Raw genomic sequence first — 16,513 nt, forward strand, 5'->3', positions numbered from 1 at the left:
CAGCGCTTGGTCCAGGCCGGAAAGCCCACAAAGCTCGCCCTCACCGCCTGCATGCGACGGCTCCTCGTCACCCTCAACGCCATGATCCGCGACAACACAGACTGGAGACATGCGCCAGCCTAACTACGGTTGCTCCCCCAACGGAGGATCTAGGCCTGTGCTAGCCCCGGGCCGGGAACGGTTCGGCGGCGAACTCGGCCACGTCGGCGATCAGGCCGGCGGCGGCCATGGCGACCAGCTCGCCGCCCTTTTCCGGGGTGGCCTGGGCGGGATCGGAGCCCATGCGGCCGTCGGGATAGCGGGCGCGGAAATCCTTGGCCTCGCGGATCGGACCGGTCGGCGCAACTTGCGGCGCGTAGTTCGCGGCCTTGATGTGGTCGGGATAGGCCCACTGGGTGACCGCGATCTCCGACGGCGTCGCATGGCTGCCGTGGCCGGTCGGGAACTGGCGGTTGGCGAGGCTGAGCACGCCCTTCAGCTCCCACCAGTTCTTCAGCTTGCAGGAGAAGCCGCGCTCGACGCGGGCGAAGCTCGCCTCGGCGTAGAGTTCGGAGAAGGCCGCCTCGATGGTGGCGACGTTGCCGCCGTGGCCGTTCAGGAAATAGATCTTCTCGAAGCCATGGGCGTGCAGCGACCGCACCCAGTCGCCGATCGCGGCGATGAAGGTCGAGGGCCGCAGGGAGATGGTCCCCGGGAAGCCCAGATGGTGCTGCGCCATGCCGATGTTGAAGGTCGGTCCGATCAGCAGGTCGGAAGTCTTCTGCGCCTCATGGGCGATGATCTCCGGGCACAGCCAATCGGTGCCGAGCAGGCCCGTGGGCCCATGCTGCTCGTTGGAGCCGATCGGGATCACCACCGTCCTGGAGCGTTCCAGATAGGTTTCGATTTCTTGCCAGGTGGAGAGGTGGAGCAGCATCCGAGGGTCCGGTTCCAGGTCGCGGGTGGGCTCCCGTCATAGCACCTTGCAGATCCGCCGACAGAGCCCCCGGCTCCGAAAATCCAGGGATCGGGCGAGTGACATGAGAGTGACGTGAGCGCCCGCCTCGAACGCATCCTGGAGCTCGTTTTCGCCCGCTGGACGCGGAATTTCGGCTTCTCGCGACGCACGCTGGAATAGAGTTGGTAACTGTTTCGTAACCTCAGGGGCTTGCCTCCGGCCAAGCCTTGGCGGAATGTGAGGCCAATTCAAAACTCGAAACAGTGGATTTCTTATGCGCTTTGTACTGCCCCTGACCTTCGCCGTGTTGATGGCCGGCGCCGCATTCGCGGCCGCCCCGACGCCGGAGGCCCCCAACACCGTATCGGGCGTGACGGTCACCGGAGGCACGGCGTCCGACGCCGCGCCCGCCGCGATCGACGATCCCGTCATCTGTCGCAAGGCCCCGGAAACCGGTTCGCGCGTCCGCGCGCTCAAGGAATGCCGCAAGAAGAGCGAGTGGGTGGCCAAGGCCAAGTCCCGCGGTCGCGGCGTCGAGAGCGTGCGGATGGGCGACTGCGGCGGCGGCGGCGCGGCCTGCGACCTCACCCCGCGCCCGCCCGGCAACTAGGCGGCCCGACCTGAAGGCGACGACCGATGCAATGCGTGCTTCCTCTGATCCTCGGCGCGGCGCTCCTGCCCGGATCGCCCGTCCTGGCTCAGGCGCCGATCGCTCCGCCTGAGCCGGCCCCCAATACGGTGTCGGGCGTGACGGTCACGTCGCCGGCCAAGCCCGAATCCGAAGACCCGGTCATCTGCCGCAAGTCGCCGGAGACCGGCTCGCGCGTGCGCGTCATCAAGCAGTGCCGCAAGCTGAGCGAGTGGGCCGCCAAGGCCAAGTCCCGGAAAATGGGCGTGGACGAGGTGAAGTGGATGGAGTGCAGCGGCTCCGGCAGCGGATCCAAGGGCTGCGAGCTCTATCCGCGGCCTGGCGGCTAGGGGGGCGGCGGATGCGGCGGAGACTCATCTTGGCCCTCGCGGCCGCTCTCCTGGCGGGCCCGCCGGCCCTGGCCCAGGACCGGGAATCCCCGCCGTCGAACACTGTCTCGGGGGTGACCGTCACGGCGCCCAAGGTCGAGCGCGAGGATCCCGTCATCTGCCGCAAGTCCAACGAGACCGGCTCACGCGTGCGCATTACCAAGGACTGCCGCAAGCTCAGCGAATGGACCGCCAAGGCCAAGGCCCGCAACATCGGGGTCGTTGAAGTCAAGCTGGGCGAATGCAGCGGCAGCGGCAGCGGACCCAAGGGCTGCGAGTTCTACCCCCGTCCGAACGAGCCGACGCGCTAGTCCGCGAACCGCTTGAAGAAGCTGGCGTCCTTCCAGGCCGGGCGGGTGGACGCATTGGCGGCCTGCAGCACCACAGCCGCCATATAGGCGTTGAACTTCACCGCCTCGGCGCGCTCCACCGGCTGCGACAGGTCGTCGGCCAGGCCGTGATAGCGGTTCGACCGCCAGGCCCGCTCGATCTCCGCCTCCGGCGTGCCCGGCTTGAACCCGAACTTGAAGGCCAGCGCCGGGACGCCCGCGCGGATGAAGCTGTACTGGTCCGAGCGGATGAAGGAATTGCGATCCGGATAGGGGTCGGCGACCAAGTCCAGGCCCTGGGACTTCGCCGCGGCGCGGGCGGCGTCGCCGAGCGTGCTTTCATCGACGCCCAGGACGATCACCGAGGTCAGGGGCCAGAGCGGCAGGGCCATGTCCATGTTGAGGTTGGCGACCACGGAGGCCTTCGGCACGGTGGGCCGCTCGGCGAAATATTTCGACCCCAGCAGGCCCTTCTCCTCGGCGGTGACCAGGACGAACAGCACCGAGCGCTTGGGCTTCACCTTGGCCGACGCCATCTGGCGGGCGACCTCCAGAACGCTGGCCACGCCCGAGGCGTTGTCCATGGCGCCGGGATAGTAGGCGGGCCCCTTGCCGGTCTCGTTGAGGCCGAGATGGTCGATATGCGCGGTGATCACTACATGCTCGGCGGCGAGCTTGGGATCCGAGCCCGGCAGCCGGGCGACCACGTTCTGGGAGGTGGTCTCCGAGACCGTGGACGCGACATTGGCCTTCAGCCCGACCTTCAGGTCGAAGCCCGCCATCGGCTTGGCGGCGTCGGCCAGGGCGACCACCTCGGCGAAGCTGTGGCCCGAGCGGGCGAACAGCTTCTGCGCCGTGGCAGGGTTGAACGAGGCCGAGAACTTGGGCGCGCCGGCCTCCTGCAGGGCCGGGTCGACCGGGTACATGCCGGGCTGGATGGAGTTCTCGATGGTCCGCGCCCAGGGAACCTCGGCGGTCTTCGGGCTGGAGAGCGAGATCAGGCCGATCGCGCCGGCGGCCTGGGCCGCGCGCCAGGTCTGGACGCCCCGCGAATGCGACTTCAGCGCCGCCGAGATCTCGCCCGGGCCGCCGTTCATATAGACCGCGATCTTGCCCCTGAGGTCCTGCCCGGCGAAGTCGTCGACCCCGATCTCCGGCAGGTGCAGTCCGTAGCCGATGAACACCAGCGGCGCCTCGACGACGGGAAGCTGCGGGATGCGCGACCCCAGGATGATGTCTGGCCCGACCTCAAGGGCGCGGGTCTCGGTTCCGGCGACCAGGGCGACGCCGGACCTGGCCGCGTCGACCTTCTGCACGACGAAGGTGACGGGCTGGAGATAGCCCTCGGTTCCGGCAGGCTCCAGCCCATAGGTCTTGAAGCGTTCGGCGGCGTAGGCCGCGGCCCTGGCGTGACCGGGGCTGCCGGTCAGTCGGCCCTCGAATTCGGGCCCGGCCAGGGTCTCCACGTGACCCCACCACCGCGCCTCGTCCGTGAGGGGCGCCGCGGCCAGGACGGGGGTGGCGGCCAAGGCGACGCAGAGGAAAAGAACCAGACGCATGCGGAACACTTCCAAACGGAATCGAACCCTCACACTGCGCCGATCCGCGAGCGCCGCACAAGTTTAAGGCGGCGTCACTCCCCGGGCCGATAGTCGCGGCGGATGTGACCGGCGAGCTGCGCTTCGGTGAACAGCACCGGCTTGGTCCTCATCCCCACGAACAGGGGGGTCTGGTCGGCATAGTGGGGGGAGGCGCGGTCCAGGGTCGCGGCGCCGAACTGATGGACGCTGCGGGAGGAGAGCTTGCCCGCCTTGTCCCAGCTCACGAACATCACATAGGTGTCGCCGGCCAGGGCGGCGAGCCGGCCGTCCAGGCCCGGTCGGCCATAGATGGCCCGGAACACATCGGGGCCGCCGTCGACCGGCATGTCCAGCACCCCGCGCCGGATGCGGTTGGCCTCGCCCCATTGCGGGTCGATGCGGCCGTAGAAGCTCTTGATCTGGGCGGCCGACTGCTTGAGCGCGGTCAGGGGCGGCGCGCCGCCCTGGATGGCGATGGCGGTGAGGATGCTGAGCGCGGCGGCGCGGTTGGCCACGTCGGTCCTGCGGTCCCAGCTCGTCACCAGGGCCTTGGCCGCGGCCAGCTCGGCGTCGGCGCCGACGTCCAGGGCCGCCACGGCCTGCGCCGACTTGGCCGCGTCGGACTCCACGCTATAGGCGAGGTCGTACTTGTAGGCGTCGAACTCCGCCTCGGTGATGGAGGGATCGGCGCCGTAGGTCTCCAGCACCCGCCAGGCGCGGTTGGTCATGTTGGCCTGGACGCCGAGGGTCTTGGAATAGGCCGCGGGCTTCAGGTCGTCGGCCGGGTCCGAGGCGCGGAACGGGGTGTTGTTGGAGTTGAACACCAGGCCCGACTTCGGATTCCACAGCTGCGGGATCTTCGCGAACGGGACCAGCGCTTTCGGGATCAGGTCGGAGCGGTCACCCGGAACGATCCCGCTCCAGTCGACGCCCTCTTTCCGCACCGGGAACTTGCCGTTGTAGACGTAGCCCACATTGCCCTTCTCGTCGGCATAGACGTAGTTGATCGAGGGCAGGGCCTGCAGGGCCATGGCCTTCTTCCACTCCGCCAGCGACCGGGCCTTGTTCAGGGCGAAATACTGCTGGGCCTGGCGCACCTCGTCCTGGCCGGAATAGCGCACGGCGAACACCCCGTGATCGGTGCGGACCGCCGGGCCGTGGACGGACCTCAGCACCTCGCGCTCGACCGGCTTCAGGCTACCGTCGGCCTGTTTGACCCGAATCTGGACCGTGCGCTTCTCCAGCGTCTTCCAGGCGCCGTCGAGGCGGTATTGGTCAGGGTCGGCCGGGTTGATTGACAACGTGTAGACATCGGCCAGATCGGGGTTGTTGACCGTATTGGCCCAGCCCAGATGGGCGTTGTGTCCGTGCAGCATGAAGGGCGAGCCGGGGAAGAAGCCGCCGGTGACGTGCCAGCCCTGGCCGCTCTCCACCACCGCCTCGTACCAGGCGAAGGGGCCGGTGAAGGGCTGGTGCGAGTTGACCAGGAGCCGGGTGGCCCCGTCCGCCGAGCGGGCCGGACCGACGGCCAGGCCGTTCGACCCGGTCGGCGGGGTCTCCAGCGACAGCTCGGCGGCCACGATGGGTGAGGCCGTCCCAGCCTTCTTGGCCGGCGCCATGGTCCGGCGGAAGACCCCGTCCAGGCCGTAGAAGTTGGGGCTGCTCAGGATCATGCCGGCGACCAGGTCGGGGCCGGTGAAGGGCGCGACGCCTCCGCCCGCCTCATGCTTGGCGGCGTAGGCGTTGACGCCCGCCGCATAGGCCTCGAGCACGGCCCTCACCTCGGCCGGCAGATCCTTCTGATAGCGGCGGTCGATCACGCCCCAGACGTCCAGCAGATGGACCATGTAGTCGCTCTCGACGCCCGAAGGTCCCTGCTCCGTGGCCAGCAGGCCCCGCGCCGCGAGCGTGCCTTGTCGCAGGGTCGCGAAGTCGTCCTCGGCCTGGGCGTAGCCCAGTCCATAGGCCGCGTCGGCGTCGGTCTTGCCCAGGATATGCGGCACGCCCCACGCGTCGCGCCGGATGCGGACGTCGTAGTCGGCGGCCATCGCCGGCGCGGTCAGCATCGCCGCCAGCACGGCGCCTACGGCGTATCTCGCCGGCGTCCTGAGTTGCATGTTTCGTCCCCCCTGAGATCGCGGCGATCCTAGGGCGAGACACTCGCGCGATGCCAGCCCTAGCGCCGCGAGACGATCATCGGCAGGCCGCCCTTGGGCCGCACGGTGACCTGGTGGAACAGCTCGACCTCGTGGCCGGGCGCGAGGGCGAGGCGGTAGCGCTGGGCCAGGGTCGCCAGCACGATCAGCATCTCCGTCATGGCCAGGCTGGCGCCGATGCAGACGCGAGGTCCGGCCCCAAACGGGATATAGGCGAAGCGCGAGCGGCCGGCCGCGTTCTCCTTGGAGAACCGCTCGGGCTCGAAGGCCTCCGGACGGTCCCAATAGAGCCGGTGGCGGTGGGTCACCCAGGGCGCCACGCAGATCATGGCCCCTTTCGGGATCTTCACGCCGCAGATCTCGTCGGCCTGCAGGGCGATCCGGGTCGAGGTCCCGGGCGCCGGCGGATAGAGCCGCATGGCCTCCTCGATCACCATTCGCGTGTAGCCGAGATTCGGCAGGTCCTCGGCGGCGGGCGCGCGGCCGCCAAGCACCGCGTCGAGTTCGGCGTGCAGTCTGGCCTCCGCCAGCGGGTGCTGCGCGAGCAGGTACCAGATCCAGGCCATGGCCGCGGCCGTCGTCTCGTGGCCGGCGACGAAGATCGTCACCACCTGGTCGCGCACCTCCTGGGCGGTCATGCCACCTCCCGTCTCTGCGTCACGCGCGGCGATCAGGCGCGACAGCAGGTCAGCGCCGCCGGGGCTATGCTCCCGCTCGGTGGTCAGTCGCGCCACCACGCCGTCGAACTCGGCGAACACCTCGGCGATCCGCTTCTCGCGCGCCGCCATGCGCAGCCCGCTAAGCACCGGCACGAAGTCGGCCAAGCCGATGCGGGTGGCGTCCATGGCGCCGGCGATCGATCGCTCCATCACCTCGCCGAGCTCCGCGCCGTCGGTGGAGAACACCGCGCGTGAGATGATCTGCAAGGTCAGTCGCGTCATGTCCCGGGCCACGTCGACGGGTTCGTCGGCCGGCGCCTGGTCCCAGCACGTCTGGAAGTCGGCCACATCCCGCACCATGCCGGGCGCGTAGGACGCCACACTCAGCGGCGCGAAGGGCGGGGCCATGGTCCTGCGATGGCTGCGCCAGGTGTCGCCTTCGGAGGACAGGAGCCCATTGCCGAAGATCGCGCCGAACAGCCGCCGCTCCATGTCGGTTTTCGGATAGTTGGCGACATTGTCGAGGAAGACGCGCTTCACGCCCTCGGGATCGCCGACCACGTAGAAGGCGCCCACGGGCGAGGCCTGGCGAACGACAGGCTGCTCATAGGCGGCCTGGATGATCTGCGGCATGGGATTCTGCGGATCGTGAATCCGCCCCAGCCGGAAGACGGGTTTGGCCGGCGGCGGAGACCAGCCAGCCAACCTTGGCCCCTCGGAAACGCGCGCATCCATGGCGTCCTCCCGCATATCGCCTTGTCATTTAACGGCGTTAAATAGAAGACACGGAACGCACAGCTTTACAACGTTAAATAAACCGCCGAACTAGGGGCATGGCCCGCCTCGCCCGCAGCAACCCGAACCTCACCCGTGAGGCCGTGATCGAAGCCGCAGCCGTCGTGCTGGAGCGTGAGGGCCATGCCGGCCTGACCATGCGGGCGGTGGCCGCCGAACTGAAGGTGCAGGCTCCCGCACTCTATTGGTATGTCGCCAACAAGGGGGCCCTGGAGGTCGCGCTCTACGACCACCTGATGACAGGCCTGGAATTCGCGCCCGTGGGCGACGATTGGCGCGAGGACGTGCGGCGCATGGCCTGGGCGCTGCGCCGGCATCTGCTTTCGCGGCGTGACATCGGGCGGCTGGTGCCGAACGGCTTCTTCGTGGCCCCGAACACCATGGCGATGATGGATGTCGTGCTGGGCGTGCTGCTGGACGCCCGACTCAAACCGCGCGACGCCTTCTACGCCTTCGCCACCTGCTTCGGCTACGTGCTCAACTGGTCGATCCGAGAGGGTGAACTCCGGGCGCAGCCGGAGGGCGTCCGACTCGGCCTGGACGCGGAAGGCAGGGCGCTTCTGAAGACCGGCGCCTATCCCCGTCTGACCACCACGGCCAAGGCCTTCGCCGACCCCGGAAGCATCGACGAGCAGTTCGCCTTTGGCCTCGACTGCCTGATCTCAGGCTTCGAACGGCTGGTCGCCAAAGCCTGATTATCGGCGAATCCCCGTCCTGGCCTGTTGCGCCAAGCCTCCCTCTCCGCATAACTCCCCGCAAGTCTGTGAGAGGGAGTGCGCGCAGTGAGCGAAGGCGAGGTCTTTCCGGTTCCCGATGCCTGGGCGCAACGCGCGCATATGGACGCCGCGGGCTACGAGGCCGCCGTGGCCGAGGTGGAAGCCGATCCGGAGGCCTATTGGCGCAAGATCGCCGGCCGCCTCGACTGGATCGAGCCCTTCACCCAGGCCAAGGACACCTCCTTCCACAAGCATCCCTTCCACATCCGGTGGTACGCCGACGGGGTGCTGAACGTCTCGGTCAACTGCCTCGACCGGCACCTGGCCACGCGGGGCGATCAAACCGCCATCGTCTTCGAGCCCGATGACGGCGAACACGCCATCGAGCTGACCTATAAGGAACTGCACGCCGAAGTCTGCCGCATGGCCAATGTGCTCAAGGCCAAGGGCGTCAAGAAGGGCGACCGCGTCACCATCTACCTGCCGATGATCCCGCAGGTGGCGGTGTCCATGCTGGCCTGCGCCCGCATCGGGGCGGTGCATTCGGTGATCTTCGGCGGCTTCTCGGCCGACAGCATCGCCGGCCGCATCCAGGACTGCGACTCGAAGATCGTCATCACCGCCGACGAGGGCATGCGCGGCGGCAAGGTGGTCCCGCTGAAGAAGAACGTGGACGAGGCCCTGACCCAATGTCCGGGCGTCACCGACGTCATCGTGGTCCGCCGCACCCGCGCCGATGTGCCGATGGTCGAGGGCCGCGACGCCTACTTCTCCGATCTCAAGCAGGACGTCTCCGACGTCTGCGAGCCCGAGCCGATGAACGCCGAGGATCCGCTGTTCATCCTCTACACCTCCGGCTCGACCGGTAAGCCCAAGGGGGTGCTGCACACCACCGGCGGCTATCTGGCCTGGGCGGCCCACACCCACGAGCTCGTCTTCGACTACCGCCCCGGCGAGGTCTTCTGGTGCACCGCCGACGTGGGCTGGGTCACCGGCCACAGCTATGTGGTGTACGGCCCCCTGGCCAATGCGGCGACCACGGTGATGTTCGAGGGCGTCCCCAACTACCCGACCAACTCCCGGTTCTGGGAGGTGGTCGACAAGCACAAGGTAGAGATCTTCTACACCGCGCCGACCGCGATCCGCGCCCTGATGCGCGACGGCGACGAGCCGGTGACCAGGACCAGCCGCAAGTCCCTTCGCCTGCTGGGCACGGTGGGCGAGCCGATCAATCCCGAGGCCTGGCTCTGGTACCACCGGGTGGTGGGCGACAGCCGCTGCCCTATCGTCGACACCTATTGGCAGACCGAGACCGGTGCGGCGCTGGCCACCCCGCTGCCGGGGGCCCATCCCGCCAAGCCGGGCTCCTGCGCCAAGCCGCTGCCGGGGGTGAAGTTCGAGCTGGTCGACGCCGAGGGCAAGGTCCTGCACGGCGCGGTCAGCGGCAACCTGGTCATCACCGACTCATGGCCTGGCCAAATGCGCACGGTCTATGGCGACCACCAGCGCTTCTTCGACACCTACTTCTCCACCTATGCCGGCAAGTACTTCACCGGCGACGGCTGCCGCCGCGACGAGGACGGCTACTACTGGATCACCGGCCGGGTGGACGACGTGATCAACGTCTCGGGCCACCGCCTGGGCACCGCTGAGATCGAGAGCGCCCTGGTCGGCAACGAGAACGTCGCCGAGGCCGCGGTGGTCGGCTTCCCACACGACATCAAGGGCCAGGGCATCTACTGCTTCGTGACCCTCAAGGCCGACGTGACCCCCACCGACATCCTGCAGGCCGAGCTGAAGGGCTGGGTCCGCCGCGAGATCGGGCCGTTCGCCGCCCCCGACGTGGTGCAGTTCGCGCCCGGCCTGCCCAAGACCCGCTCGGGAAAGATCATGCGCCGCATCCTGCGCAAGATCGCCGAGAACGACCTCTCCAACCTGGGCGACACCTCCACCCTGGCCGACCCCTCGGTGGTCGACGACCTGGTGAAGAACCGCGAGGCCTGAGGTCTCCATGAGCCCGGACCTGCCGCCCGCCCTGCGCCAGGCCGCCGACCGCCTGCTGGAGGGTGTGTCGCGCAAGGGCCTGGCCGAGCAGTCGGCGAGGATCTCGGCGCAGTACCGCGCGGGTCAGACCTCCGCGGGGGTGGTGGGATCGGCGGCCGACGCCACGGCCTATGTCCTGACCCGCCTGCCCGCCACCTATGCGGCCGGCGCCCATGTGCTCGCCGAGGCCGCCCGGATCGCGCCGGGCTTTGCACCCATGAGCTTGCTCGACGCCGGGGCGGGACCGGGCGGCGCGAGCTGGGCGGCGCTGGAGACCTGGCCGGGCGTTGCGGCCGCGACCCTGCTGGATTCCAACCGATCCTTCCTCGACATGGCCCAGACCCTGGCCGCCGGCGGACCGGCCGCCCTGCGCGACGCCCAACGCTTGCGCGGCGACCTGACAGCACCGCAGGACTGGCCCGCCGCCGACCTGGTCGTCGCCAGCTATGCGCTCGCCGAGATCGCGCCGGCCCGCCAGGCCGGGACGATCGCCGCGCTCTGGGCCTCCACCCTGGGCATGCTGGTGCTGATCGAGCCCGGTACGCCGGCCGGCCACGGCCGCATCCTGACCGCCCGCGAAGGGCTGATCGCGGCGGGCGCGACCATCCTCGGGCCTTGCCCGCACCACGCCCCCTGCCCGCTGGTCGCGCCCGACTGGTGCCATTTCGTCCAGCGTCTGCCGCGCTCGCGAGACCATCGCCTGGCCAAGGGCGGCGAGGTCCCATTCGAGGACGAGAAGTTCATCTACCTGGTCGCGGCCCGGCCCGCCGTGGCCGCCGGCCGCCGCGAGGCCCGCATCCTCGCCCCGCCGCACGCCGTCAAGCCCGGGATCACCTTCAAGCTCTGCACGCCGGAGGGAACGGCCGCGCCGCGCTTCGTCCCGCGCCGCGACAAGCCCGCCTACGCCGCGGCCCGGCACCTCGGCTGGGGCGACGTCCTGCCGGCCGCGGAATAGTTCGAACGCGCGTTTAAATTCGCTGGCGGAACGCGGTTGACCTTGCGACAACTGCGCCCTGGCCCAACCGTATTTCCGGGCCGCGCCATATAAATCCCAGGGAGGCCCATATGCCCAAGAGCCGTGAAATCCACCTTGTCGCCCGTCCCCAGGGCATGCCCAGCCAGGACCATTTCGCCCTGGTCGAAACGACCACGCCCGACGCCGCCGACGGCCAGGTGCTGGTCGAGAACCTCTTCATGTCGGTGGACCCGGCCATGCGTCCCCGGCTGACCTCCGGCCAGGATCTCAACGTCGCTATGATGGGCGGCGCGCTCGGCAAGGTGGTGCAGTCCAAGCATCCCGATTTCGCGGTCGGCGACCTGGTCTCCAACCGCCTGGGCTTCCGGGAGTTCTTCGTCTCCGACGGCAAGGGCCTGACCAAGCTCGCCGCCGATCCGGACCTGTCGCTGACCGCCCACATGCATGCCCTGGGCATGACCGGCTTCACCGCCTATGGCGGCCTGCTGCACATCGGCGCGCTGAAGGACGGCGAGCAGGTGTTCGTGTCCACCGCCGCCGGCGCCGTGGGCTCGATCGCCGCCCAGATCGCCAAGATCAAGGGCTGCTACGTGGTTGGCTCCACCGGCGCGGCCGACAAGGCCGCCTGGCTGAAGGACGATGTCGGGCTGGACGCAGTGATCAACTACAAGGAGACCCCGATCCGTCAGGCGCTGGAAGACGCCACGCCCAAGGGCATCGATGTCTATTTCGACAATGTCGGCGGCGACCATCTCGAGGCCGCCCTGCGCCGCATGAACACGCTCGGCCGCGTGCCGGTCTGCGGCTTCATCTCGGGCTACAACTCGGGCCACTCGGCCGTCTCGAACCTGTCGAACATCATCTATTCGCGGGTGATGCTGCGCGGCTTCGTCGGCACCGACTTCATGCACCTCTACGGCGACTTCCAGCGCGACATGTCGAGCTGGCTGAAAGAGGGCAAGGTCAAGTACCAGGAGACCATCCTGGACGGGATCGCCAACGCGCCGTCCGCCCTGATCGGACTGATGGAAGGCCGGAATTCCGGCAAGATGCTGGTCCGCCTCGCCGGCTGATCATGACAATCCCGTAAGCTTCCCAGGGGCCGCGCCGGTGCTAGGGTCGCGGCCTCTCGCCATTCTGGAAGCGTCCATGTTCCGCACCGCCGCTCGCGCCTTCGCCCTGACCCTCACCCTGGCGCTGGCGGCGCCCGCGTTCGCCGCCGATACGGTCCCGCCGATCGTCTACAAGGAACGGACCCTGGCCAACGGCCTGAAGGTCTATTCCTCGGTCGACAAGACCACGCCCAATGTGACGGTCCAGGTCTGGTACGGGGTGGGGTCGAAGGACGATCCGGCCGGCCGCTCGGGCTTCGCGCACCTGTTCGAACACATGATGTTCAAGGCCACGCGCGACATGCCGTCGGAAACCATCGACCGCATGACCGAGGACGTCGGCGGGTTCAACAACGCCTCCACCTATGACGACTTCACCAACTACTACGAGGTCGTCCCCGCCAACCATCTGCAGCGCCTGCTCTGGGTGGAGGCCCAGCGCCTGGGCTCCCTGGTGGTCGACGAGGCCACCTTCAAGTCCGAGCGCGACGTGGTGAAGGAGGAGCTGCGCCAGCGGATCCTGGCCAGCCCCTACGGCCGGCTGTTCGGGCTGATGCTGCCCCAGGCCTCCTACACCACCCACCCCTACAGGCGCCCGGGCATCGGCTCCATCGAGGAGCTGGACGCCGCCACCATCGACGACGTGCGCGCCTTCCACGCGGCCCATTACCGGCCCGACAACGCCGCCCTGATCGTCATCGGTAATTTCGACGAGGCGGCGCTCAACGCCTGGGTCGACACCTATTTCGCGCCCCTGAAGCGCCCGGCCGCGCCGATCGCGCGCGTCACCGCTGTCGAGCCGCCGCGCACCCAGGCCGGCGTCTTTGAGGGCTATGGCCCCAATGTGCCCCTGCCTGCCGTCGCCATGACCTGGCACGCCCCGGCGGCCTCCAGCCCCGACGCGCCGGCGCTCACCGTGCTCAACGCCATCGTGTCGTCAGGCAAGTCGTCGCGGCTCTATGACAGCCTGGTCTACCAGCAGCAGGTGGCGGCCGACGTGTTCTCCGACGCCTCGCTTCCCGAGCAGCCCGGCATGGTGGCGATGGGCGCCATCCTCGCCGGCGGCAAGACCATCGCGCAGGGCGAGAAGGCCCTGCTGGGAGAAGTCGCCCGCCTGCGCGACGCCCCGGCCACGGCCGCCGAGCTCTCCGAGGCCAAGAACGAGCTGATCTCGGCCAAGCTTCGCGAGCGCGAGACCATCGACGGCCGCGCCTTCGCGCTCGGCTACGCCCTGCGCACCGCGGGCGACGCGGCCCTGGCCAACACCGAGCTGGCGCGGTTGCAGGCGGTCACCGCCGCCGACGTCCAGCGGGTCGCCCGGAAGTACCTGACCGACACCGGCCGGATGACCATCCGCTACCAGGCCGAGGCCAACCGGCCCGCGGGCCAGGCCGACGCCACGCCCAAGCCGGCGGTGGTGGCCTCGGTCAAGTACGCGGGCGAGATCGTCACCCTGGCGCCCGAAGGCCAGCGCCTGGCCCCGCCGCCCCTGGGGACGCCGGTCAGCCCGGTCCTGCCCAAACCCTCGGAAAAGACCCTGGCCAACGGCCTGCGGGTGATCGTCGCCAAGTCCTCGGACCTGCCCCTGGTCACCGCCGACCTCACCGTCCGGACGGGCGCCTGGGCCGATCCCGACGGCCTGGCCGGCGCGGTGGGTATGACCGCCGGAATGCTGACCGAGGGCACCAAGACCCGCGGCGCCCAGCAGATCGCCAGCCAGACCGAGGCGCTGGGCGCCTCGCTGGAGGCGGGCGGGGCCCAGGAGAGCGCGTCGGTCACCCTCAATGTCATGCCCGAGAAGCTGCCGGCGGCGCTCGCCATCATGGCCGACGTGGCGCGCAATCCGGCCTTCCAGGGCGAGGAGCTGGAACGCCAGCGCAGCCAGGCCCTGGACGGCCTTTCCGTGGCCTACCAGTCGCCCGGATCGCTCGCCAGCATGGCGACAGCCCAGGTCGTGTTCTCCGGCACACCCTTCGGCCACGTGGCCACCGGCACGCCGGCCTCGCTGACCAAGGTCACCACCGCCGACCTCGCCCGGCTGCATGCCGCCCACTTCCGGCCCGACAACGCCATCCTGGTGCTGACCGGCGCCATCACCCCCGAGCAGGGCTTCGACCTGGCCCACGAGGCCTTCGGCGATTGGAAGGCCCCGGCGGGTCCGCCCCCGGTCCGCGCCGTCGTCGCGCCCAAGGCCGCCCCGCGCGCCGTGGCCATCGACCTGCCCGGCACCGGCCAGGCCGCCGTCACCGTGGTCAAGGCCGCCATCCCCCGCTCCGCGCCCGACTACTATCCCGGCATCGTCGCCAACTCGGTGCTGGGCGGCGGCTATTCCGCCCGCCTGAACCAGGAGATCCGCATCAAGCGCGGCCTCTCCTACGGGGCCAATTCCGGGCTTTCGGCGCAGCGGACCACCGGTCTGTTCCGCGCCGCGGCCCAGACCAAGAACGAGTCGGCGCCCGAGGTGCTCGACCTGATCGTCGCCGAGCTGAACCGCCTGGCCCAGACGCCGGCCGGCGCCGATGAGCTGAAGGCCCGCAAGTCGGTGCTGGTGGGCGGCTTCGGCCGCGAACTGGCCACCACCGGCGGCCTGGCCGACATCCTGGGGAACCTGGCGCTCTACGACCTGCCCCTGGCCGAGATCGGCGCCTATACCGGCAAGGTCGAGGCGGTGACCCCGGCCGACGTCCAGGCCTTCGCCAAGGCCCATCTCGATCCCGCCACCGCCAGCGTGGTCGTCGCCGGCGACGCCAAGGCGTTCCTGGAGGGGCTCAAGACCCGCCGGCCGAACCTGGAGACTGTCCCGGCCGCCGGGATCGACCTCGATCGCGCGGACCTCAAGAAGGCGAACTAGGCCCGCCGCGCCCATTTGGTGAGGTCGCGCTCGCGGCCCATCAGGGCCAGGCCCGAGGCGATGGATTCCAGTTCGCTGCCGGTCTCGATCTTCGAGGGCTCGAAGCGGCGGTGGAAGATATCGCGCACGGCCGGGACCAAGGACGAGCCGCCGGTCAGGAACACCCGGTCGACGCCGTCCGCGGTGATCCCCGCATCGGCCAGGGCCTCGTCGACCGCGCCCTCGATCAGGGCGAGCTCCGGCGCGATCCAGCCCTCGAACTCGGCGCGCTCGACCTCCCGACCGATGGCGATGGTCCCCGCCTCGAAGGCGAACCGGGCGCTGGTCTGGGCCGACAGGGCCTCCTTCAGCCGCGAGACGGAGCGGTAGAGCAGGTAGCCGTAGTTCTCGTCCAGGGTCTCGACCAGGCGGGCGATCTTCTCGGGCTCGACGGCCTCGCGCACCAGCTTGCGGATCTCGCGCATCTCGCGGCTGGCCCGCATCAAGGCCAGCTGGTCCCAGCGGGCGAAGGTCGAATAGTAGCGGTTGGGGATCGGCAGGGTCTTGCCGAACGAGGTGTAGGACGAGCCCTTGCCCAACTCCGGTGACACCATGTTGTCAATGATCCGGTAGTCGAAGGCGTCGCCGGCGACGCCGACGCCCGACCGACCCATGGGGGTGGAGACGATCTCTCCATTCGCCCTGGAGAAGCGGATGATCGAGAAGTCGCTGGTGCCGCCGCCGAAGTCGCCCACCAGGACGGTGGCGTCCTCGGTGAGTTCGCGGGCGAAGAAGAAGGCCGCGCCGACCGGCTCATAAGCGTAGAGGATCTCGGTGAATCCCAGTCGCTGGAAGGCGGCCTCGTAGCGCTGGAGGGCCAGCTCCTCCTTCGGCGCGCCGCCGGCGAAGACCACGGGCCGGCCCACGATCACCCGCTTCGGCAGGTCCGCCATGTCGCCGCCCGCATGGTCGCGAAGCTTCAACAGGAAGGCCGAGAGCAGGTCCTCGAACTGGTAGCGGCGCCCGATGATCTGGGTCTCGGTGAAGCTCTCCGACGCGGCGAAACTCTTGAAGGACTGGATGAACCGCGTCTCCAGCGGGTCCTCCACATAGGCCTCGATGGCCCACGGCCCGGCCTCCACCGTCCGCTCGGACGGATGTTCCGGCGGGGCGTGGAAGGAGAGCGCCGAGCGGAAGGCGAACACCTCCGCCTCGGGGGCCGGGAACTTCACCAGGTGCGCGGGACCGTCGGCGCCCGCGAGCGCGACGACCGTGTTCGTCGTGCCGAAATCAATGCCGATGCTGAGACCGGTCATGGTCGCGCTCCTGTTCGAGGGGTGGGGACGACGGATCGTCCGCACCC

General features: G+C 69.3%; 13 protein-coding genes and 1 pseudogene. 9 read left to right on the forward strand and 5 right to left on the reverse strand.

Translation table 11 applies throughout. The annotated features are described in order from the left end of the window. Positions 1-123, forward strand: a pseudogene (locus Q8Q77_RS19665) (IS110 family transposase); the annotation flags it as partial. Positions 124-160: 37 nt separating this feature from the next. On the opposite strand, the gene Q8Q77_RS19670 reads toward Q8Q77_RS19665, so the two are convergent. Continuing rightward, positions 161-916, reverse strand: a complete 756-nt coding sequence (locus Q8Q77_RS19670) for a creatininase family protein (protein ID WP_305585679.1) — start codon at positions 914-916, stop codon at positions 161-163. Positions 917-1,211: 295 nt separating this feature from the next. Between Q8Q77_RS19670 and Q8Q77_RS19675 the strand changes: the two genes are divergently transcribed. Genes Q8Q77_RS19675 through Q8Q77_RS19685 form a run of 3 tightly spaced genes read left to right on the forward strand, consistent with a single transcriptional unit; the run spans position 1,212 to position 2,265 of the window. Continuing rightward, the gene (locus Q8Q77_RS19675; protein WP_305585681.1) at positions 1,212-1,547 is read left to right on the forward strand and encodes a hypothetical protein; all 336 of its coding nucleotides are present in this window, start codon (positions 1,212-1,214) and stop codon (positions 1,545-1,547) included. Between the two features lie 35 nt (positions 1,548-1,582). Beyond that, positions 1,583-1,915, forward strand: a complete 333-nt coding sequence (locus Q8Q77_RS19680) for a hypothetical protein (RefSeq protein WP_305585684.1) — start codon at positions 1,583-1,585, stop codon at positions 1,913-1,915. A 29-nt stretch (positions 1,916-1,944) separates the two neighbouring features. Further along, positions 1,945-2,265, forward strand: a complete 321-nt coding sequence (locus tag Q8Q77_RS19685; RefSeq protein WP_305585686.1) for a hypothetical protein — start codon at positions 1,945-1,947, stop codon at positions 2,263-2,265. On the opposite strand, the gene Q8Q77_RS19690 is transcribed toward Q8Q77_RS19685, so the two are convergent. The 3 genes from Q8Q77_RS19690 to Q8Q77_RS19700 form a co-directional block, all read right to left on the reverse strand. After that, positions 2,262-3,842: a M28 family metallopeptidase gene (locus tag Q8Q77_RS19690; protein ID WP_305585687.1), complete on the reverse strand. Its 1,581-nt coding sequence runs from the start codon at positions 3,840-3,842 to the stop codon at positions 2,262-2,264. The two genes, Q8Q77_RS19685 and Q8Q77_RS19690, sit on opposite strands and share 4 nt — an antisense overlap. 74 nt (positions 3,843-3,916) lie before the next feature. Then, on the reverse strand, positions 3,917-5,980 hold the full coding sequence (locus Q8Q77_RS19695; protein WP_305585689.1) for an acylase: 2,064 nt from the start codon (positions 5,978-5,980) through the stop codon (positions 3,917-3,919). Positions 5,981-6,039: 59 nt separating this feature from the next. After that, the gene (locus Q8Q77_RS19700; protein WP_305585690.1) at positions 6,040-7,413 is read right to left on the reverse strand and encodes a cytochrome P450; all 1,374 of its coding nucleotides are present in this window, start codon (positions 7,411-7,413) and stop codon (positions 6,040-6,042) included. Positions 7,414-7,511: 98 nt separating this feature from the next. Between Q8Q77_RS19700 and Q8Q77_RS19705 the strand changes: the two genes are divergently transcribed. The 5 genes from Q8Q77_RS19705 (at position 7,512) to Q8Q77_RS19725 (ending at position 15,171) form a co-directional block, all read left to right on the forward strand. After that, a complete protein-coding gene (locus tag Q8Q77_RS19705; protein WP_305585691.1) occupies positions 7,512-8,168 on the forward strand; it encodes a TetR/AcrR family transcriptional regulator C-terminal domain-containing protein in 657 nt (218 codons plus the stop codon). 87 nt (positions 8,169-8,255) lie between these two features. Next, the gene (acs, locus tag Q8Q77_RS19710; protein WP_305585693.1) at positions 8,256-10,193 is read left to right on the forward strand and encodes an acetate--CoA ligase; all 1,938 of its coding nucleotides are present in this window, start codon (positions 8,256-8,258) and stop codon (positions 10,191-10,193) included. Between the two features lie 7 nt (positions 10,194-10,200). Further along, on the forward strand, positions 10,201-11,187 hold the full coding sequence (locus tag Q8Q77_RS19715) for a small ribosomal subunit Rsm22 family protein (RefSeq protein WP_305585695.1): 987 nt from the start codon (positions 10,201-10,203) through the stop codon (positions 11,185-11,187). A gap of 110 nt (positions 11,188-11,297) precedes the next feature. Then, positions 11,298-12,281, forward strand: coding sequence for an NADP-dependent oxidoreductase (locus Q8Q77_RS19720; protein WP_305585697.1), 984 nt, complete (start codon positions 11,298-11,300; stop codon positions 12,279-12,281). A gap of 76 nt (positions 12,282-12,357) precedes the next feature. After that, on the forward strand, positions 12,358-15,171 hold the full coding sequence (locus Q8Q77_RS19725) for a pitrilysin family protein (RefSeq protein WP_305585698.1): 2,814 nt from the start codon (positions 12,358-12,360) through the stop codon (positions 15,169-15,171). On the opposite strand, the gene Q8Q77_RS19730 is transcribed toward Q8Q77_RS19725, so the two are convergent. Next, entirely contained in the window at positions 15,168-16,466 is a 1,299-nt protein-coding gene (locus tag Q8Q77_RS19730) for an Hsp70 family protein (RefSeq protein WP_305585700.1), read from the reverse strand. The two genes, Q8Q77_RS19725 and Q8Q77_RS19730, sit on opposite strands and share 4 nt — an antisense overlap. Positions 16,467-16,513: the final 47 nt, after the last annotated feature.

The organism is Phenylobacterium sp. (assembly GCF_030698145.1).
Classification (GTDB): domain Bacteria; phylum Pseudomonadota; class Alphaproteobacteria; order Caulobacterales; family Caulobacteraceae; genus Phenylobacterium.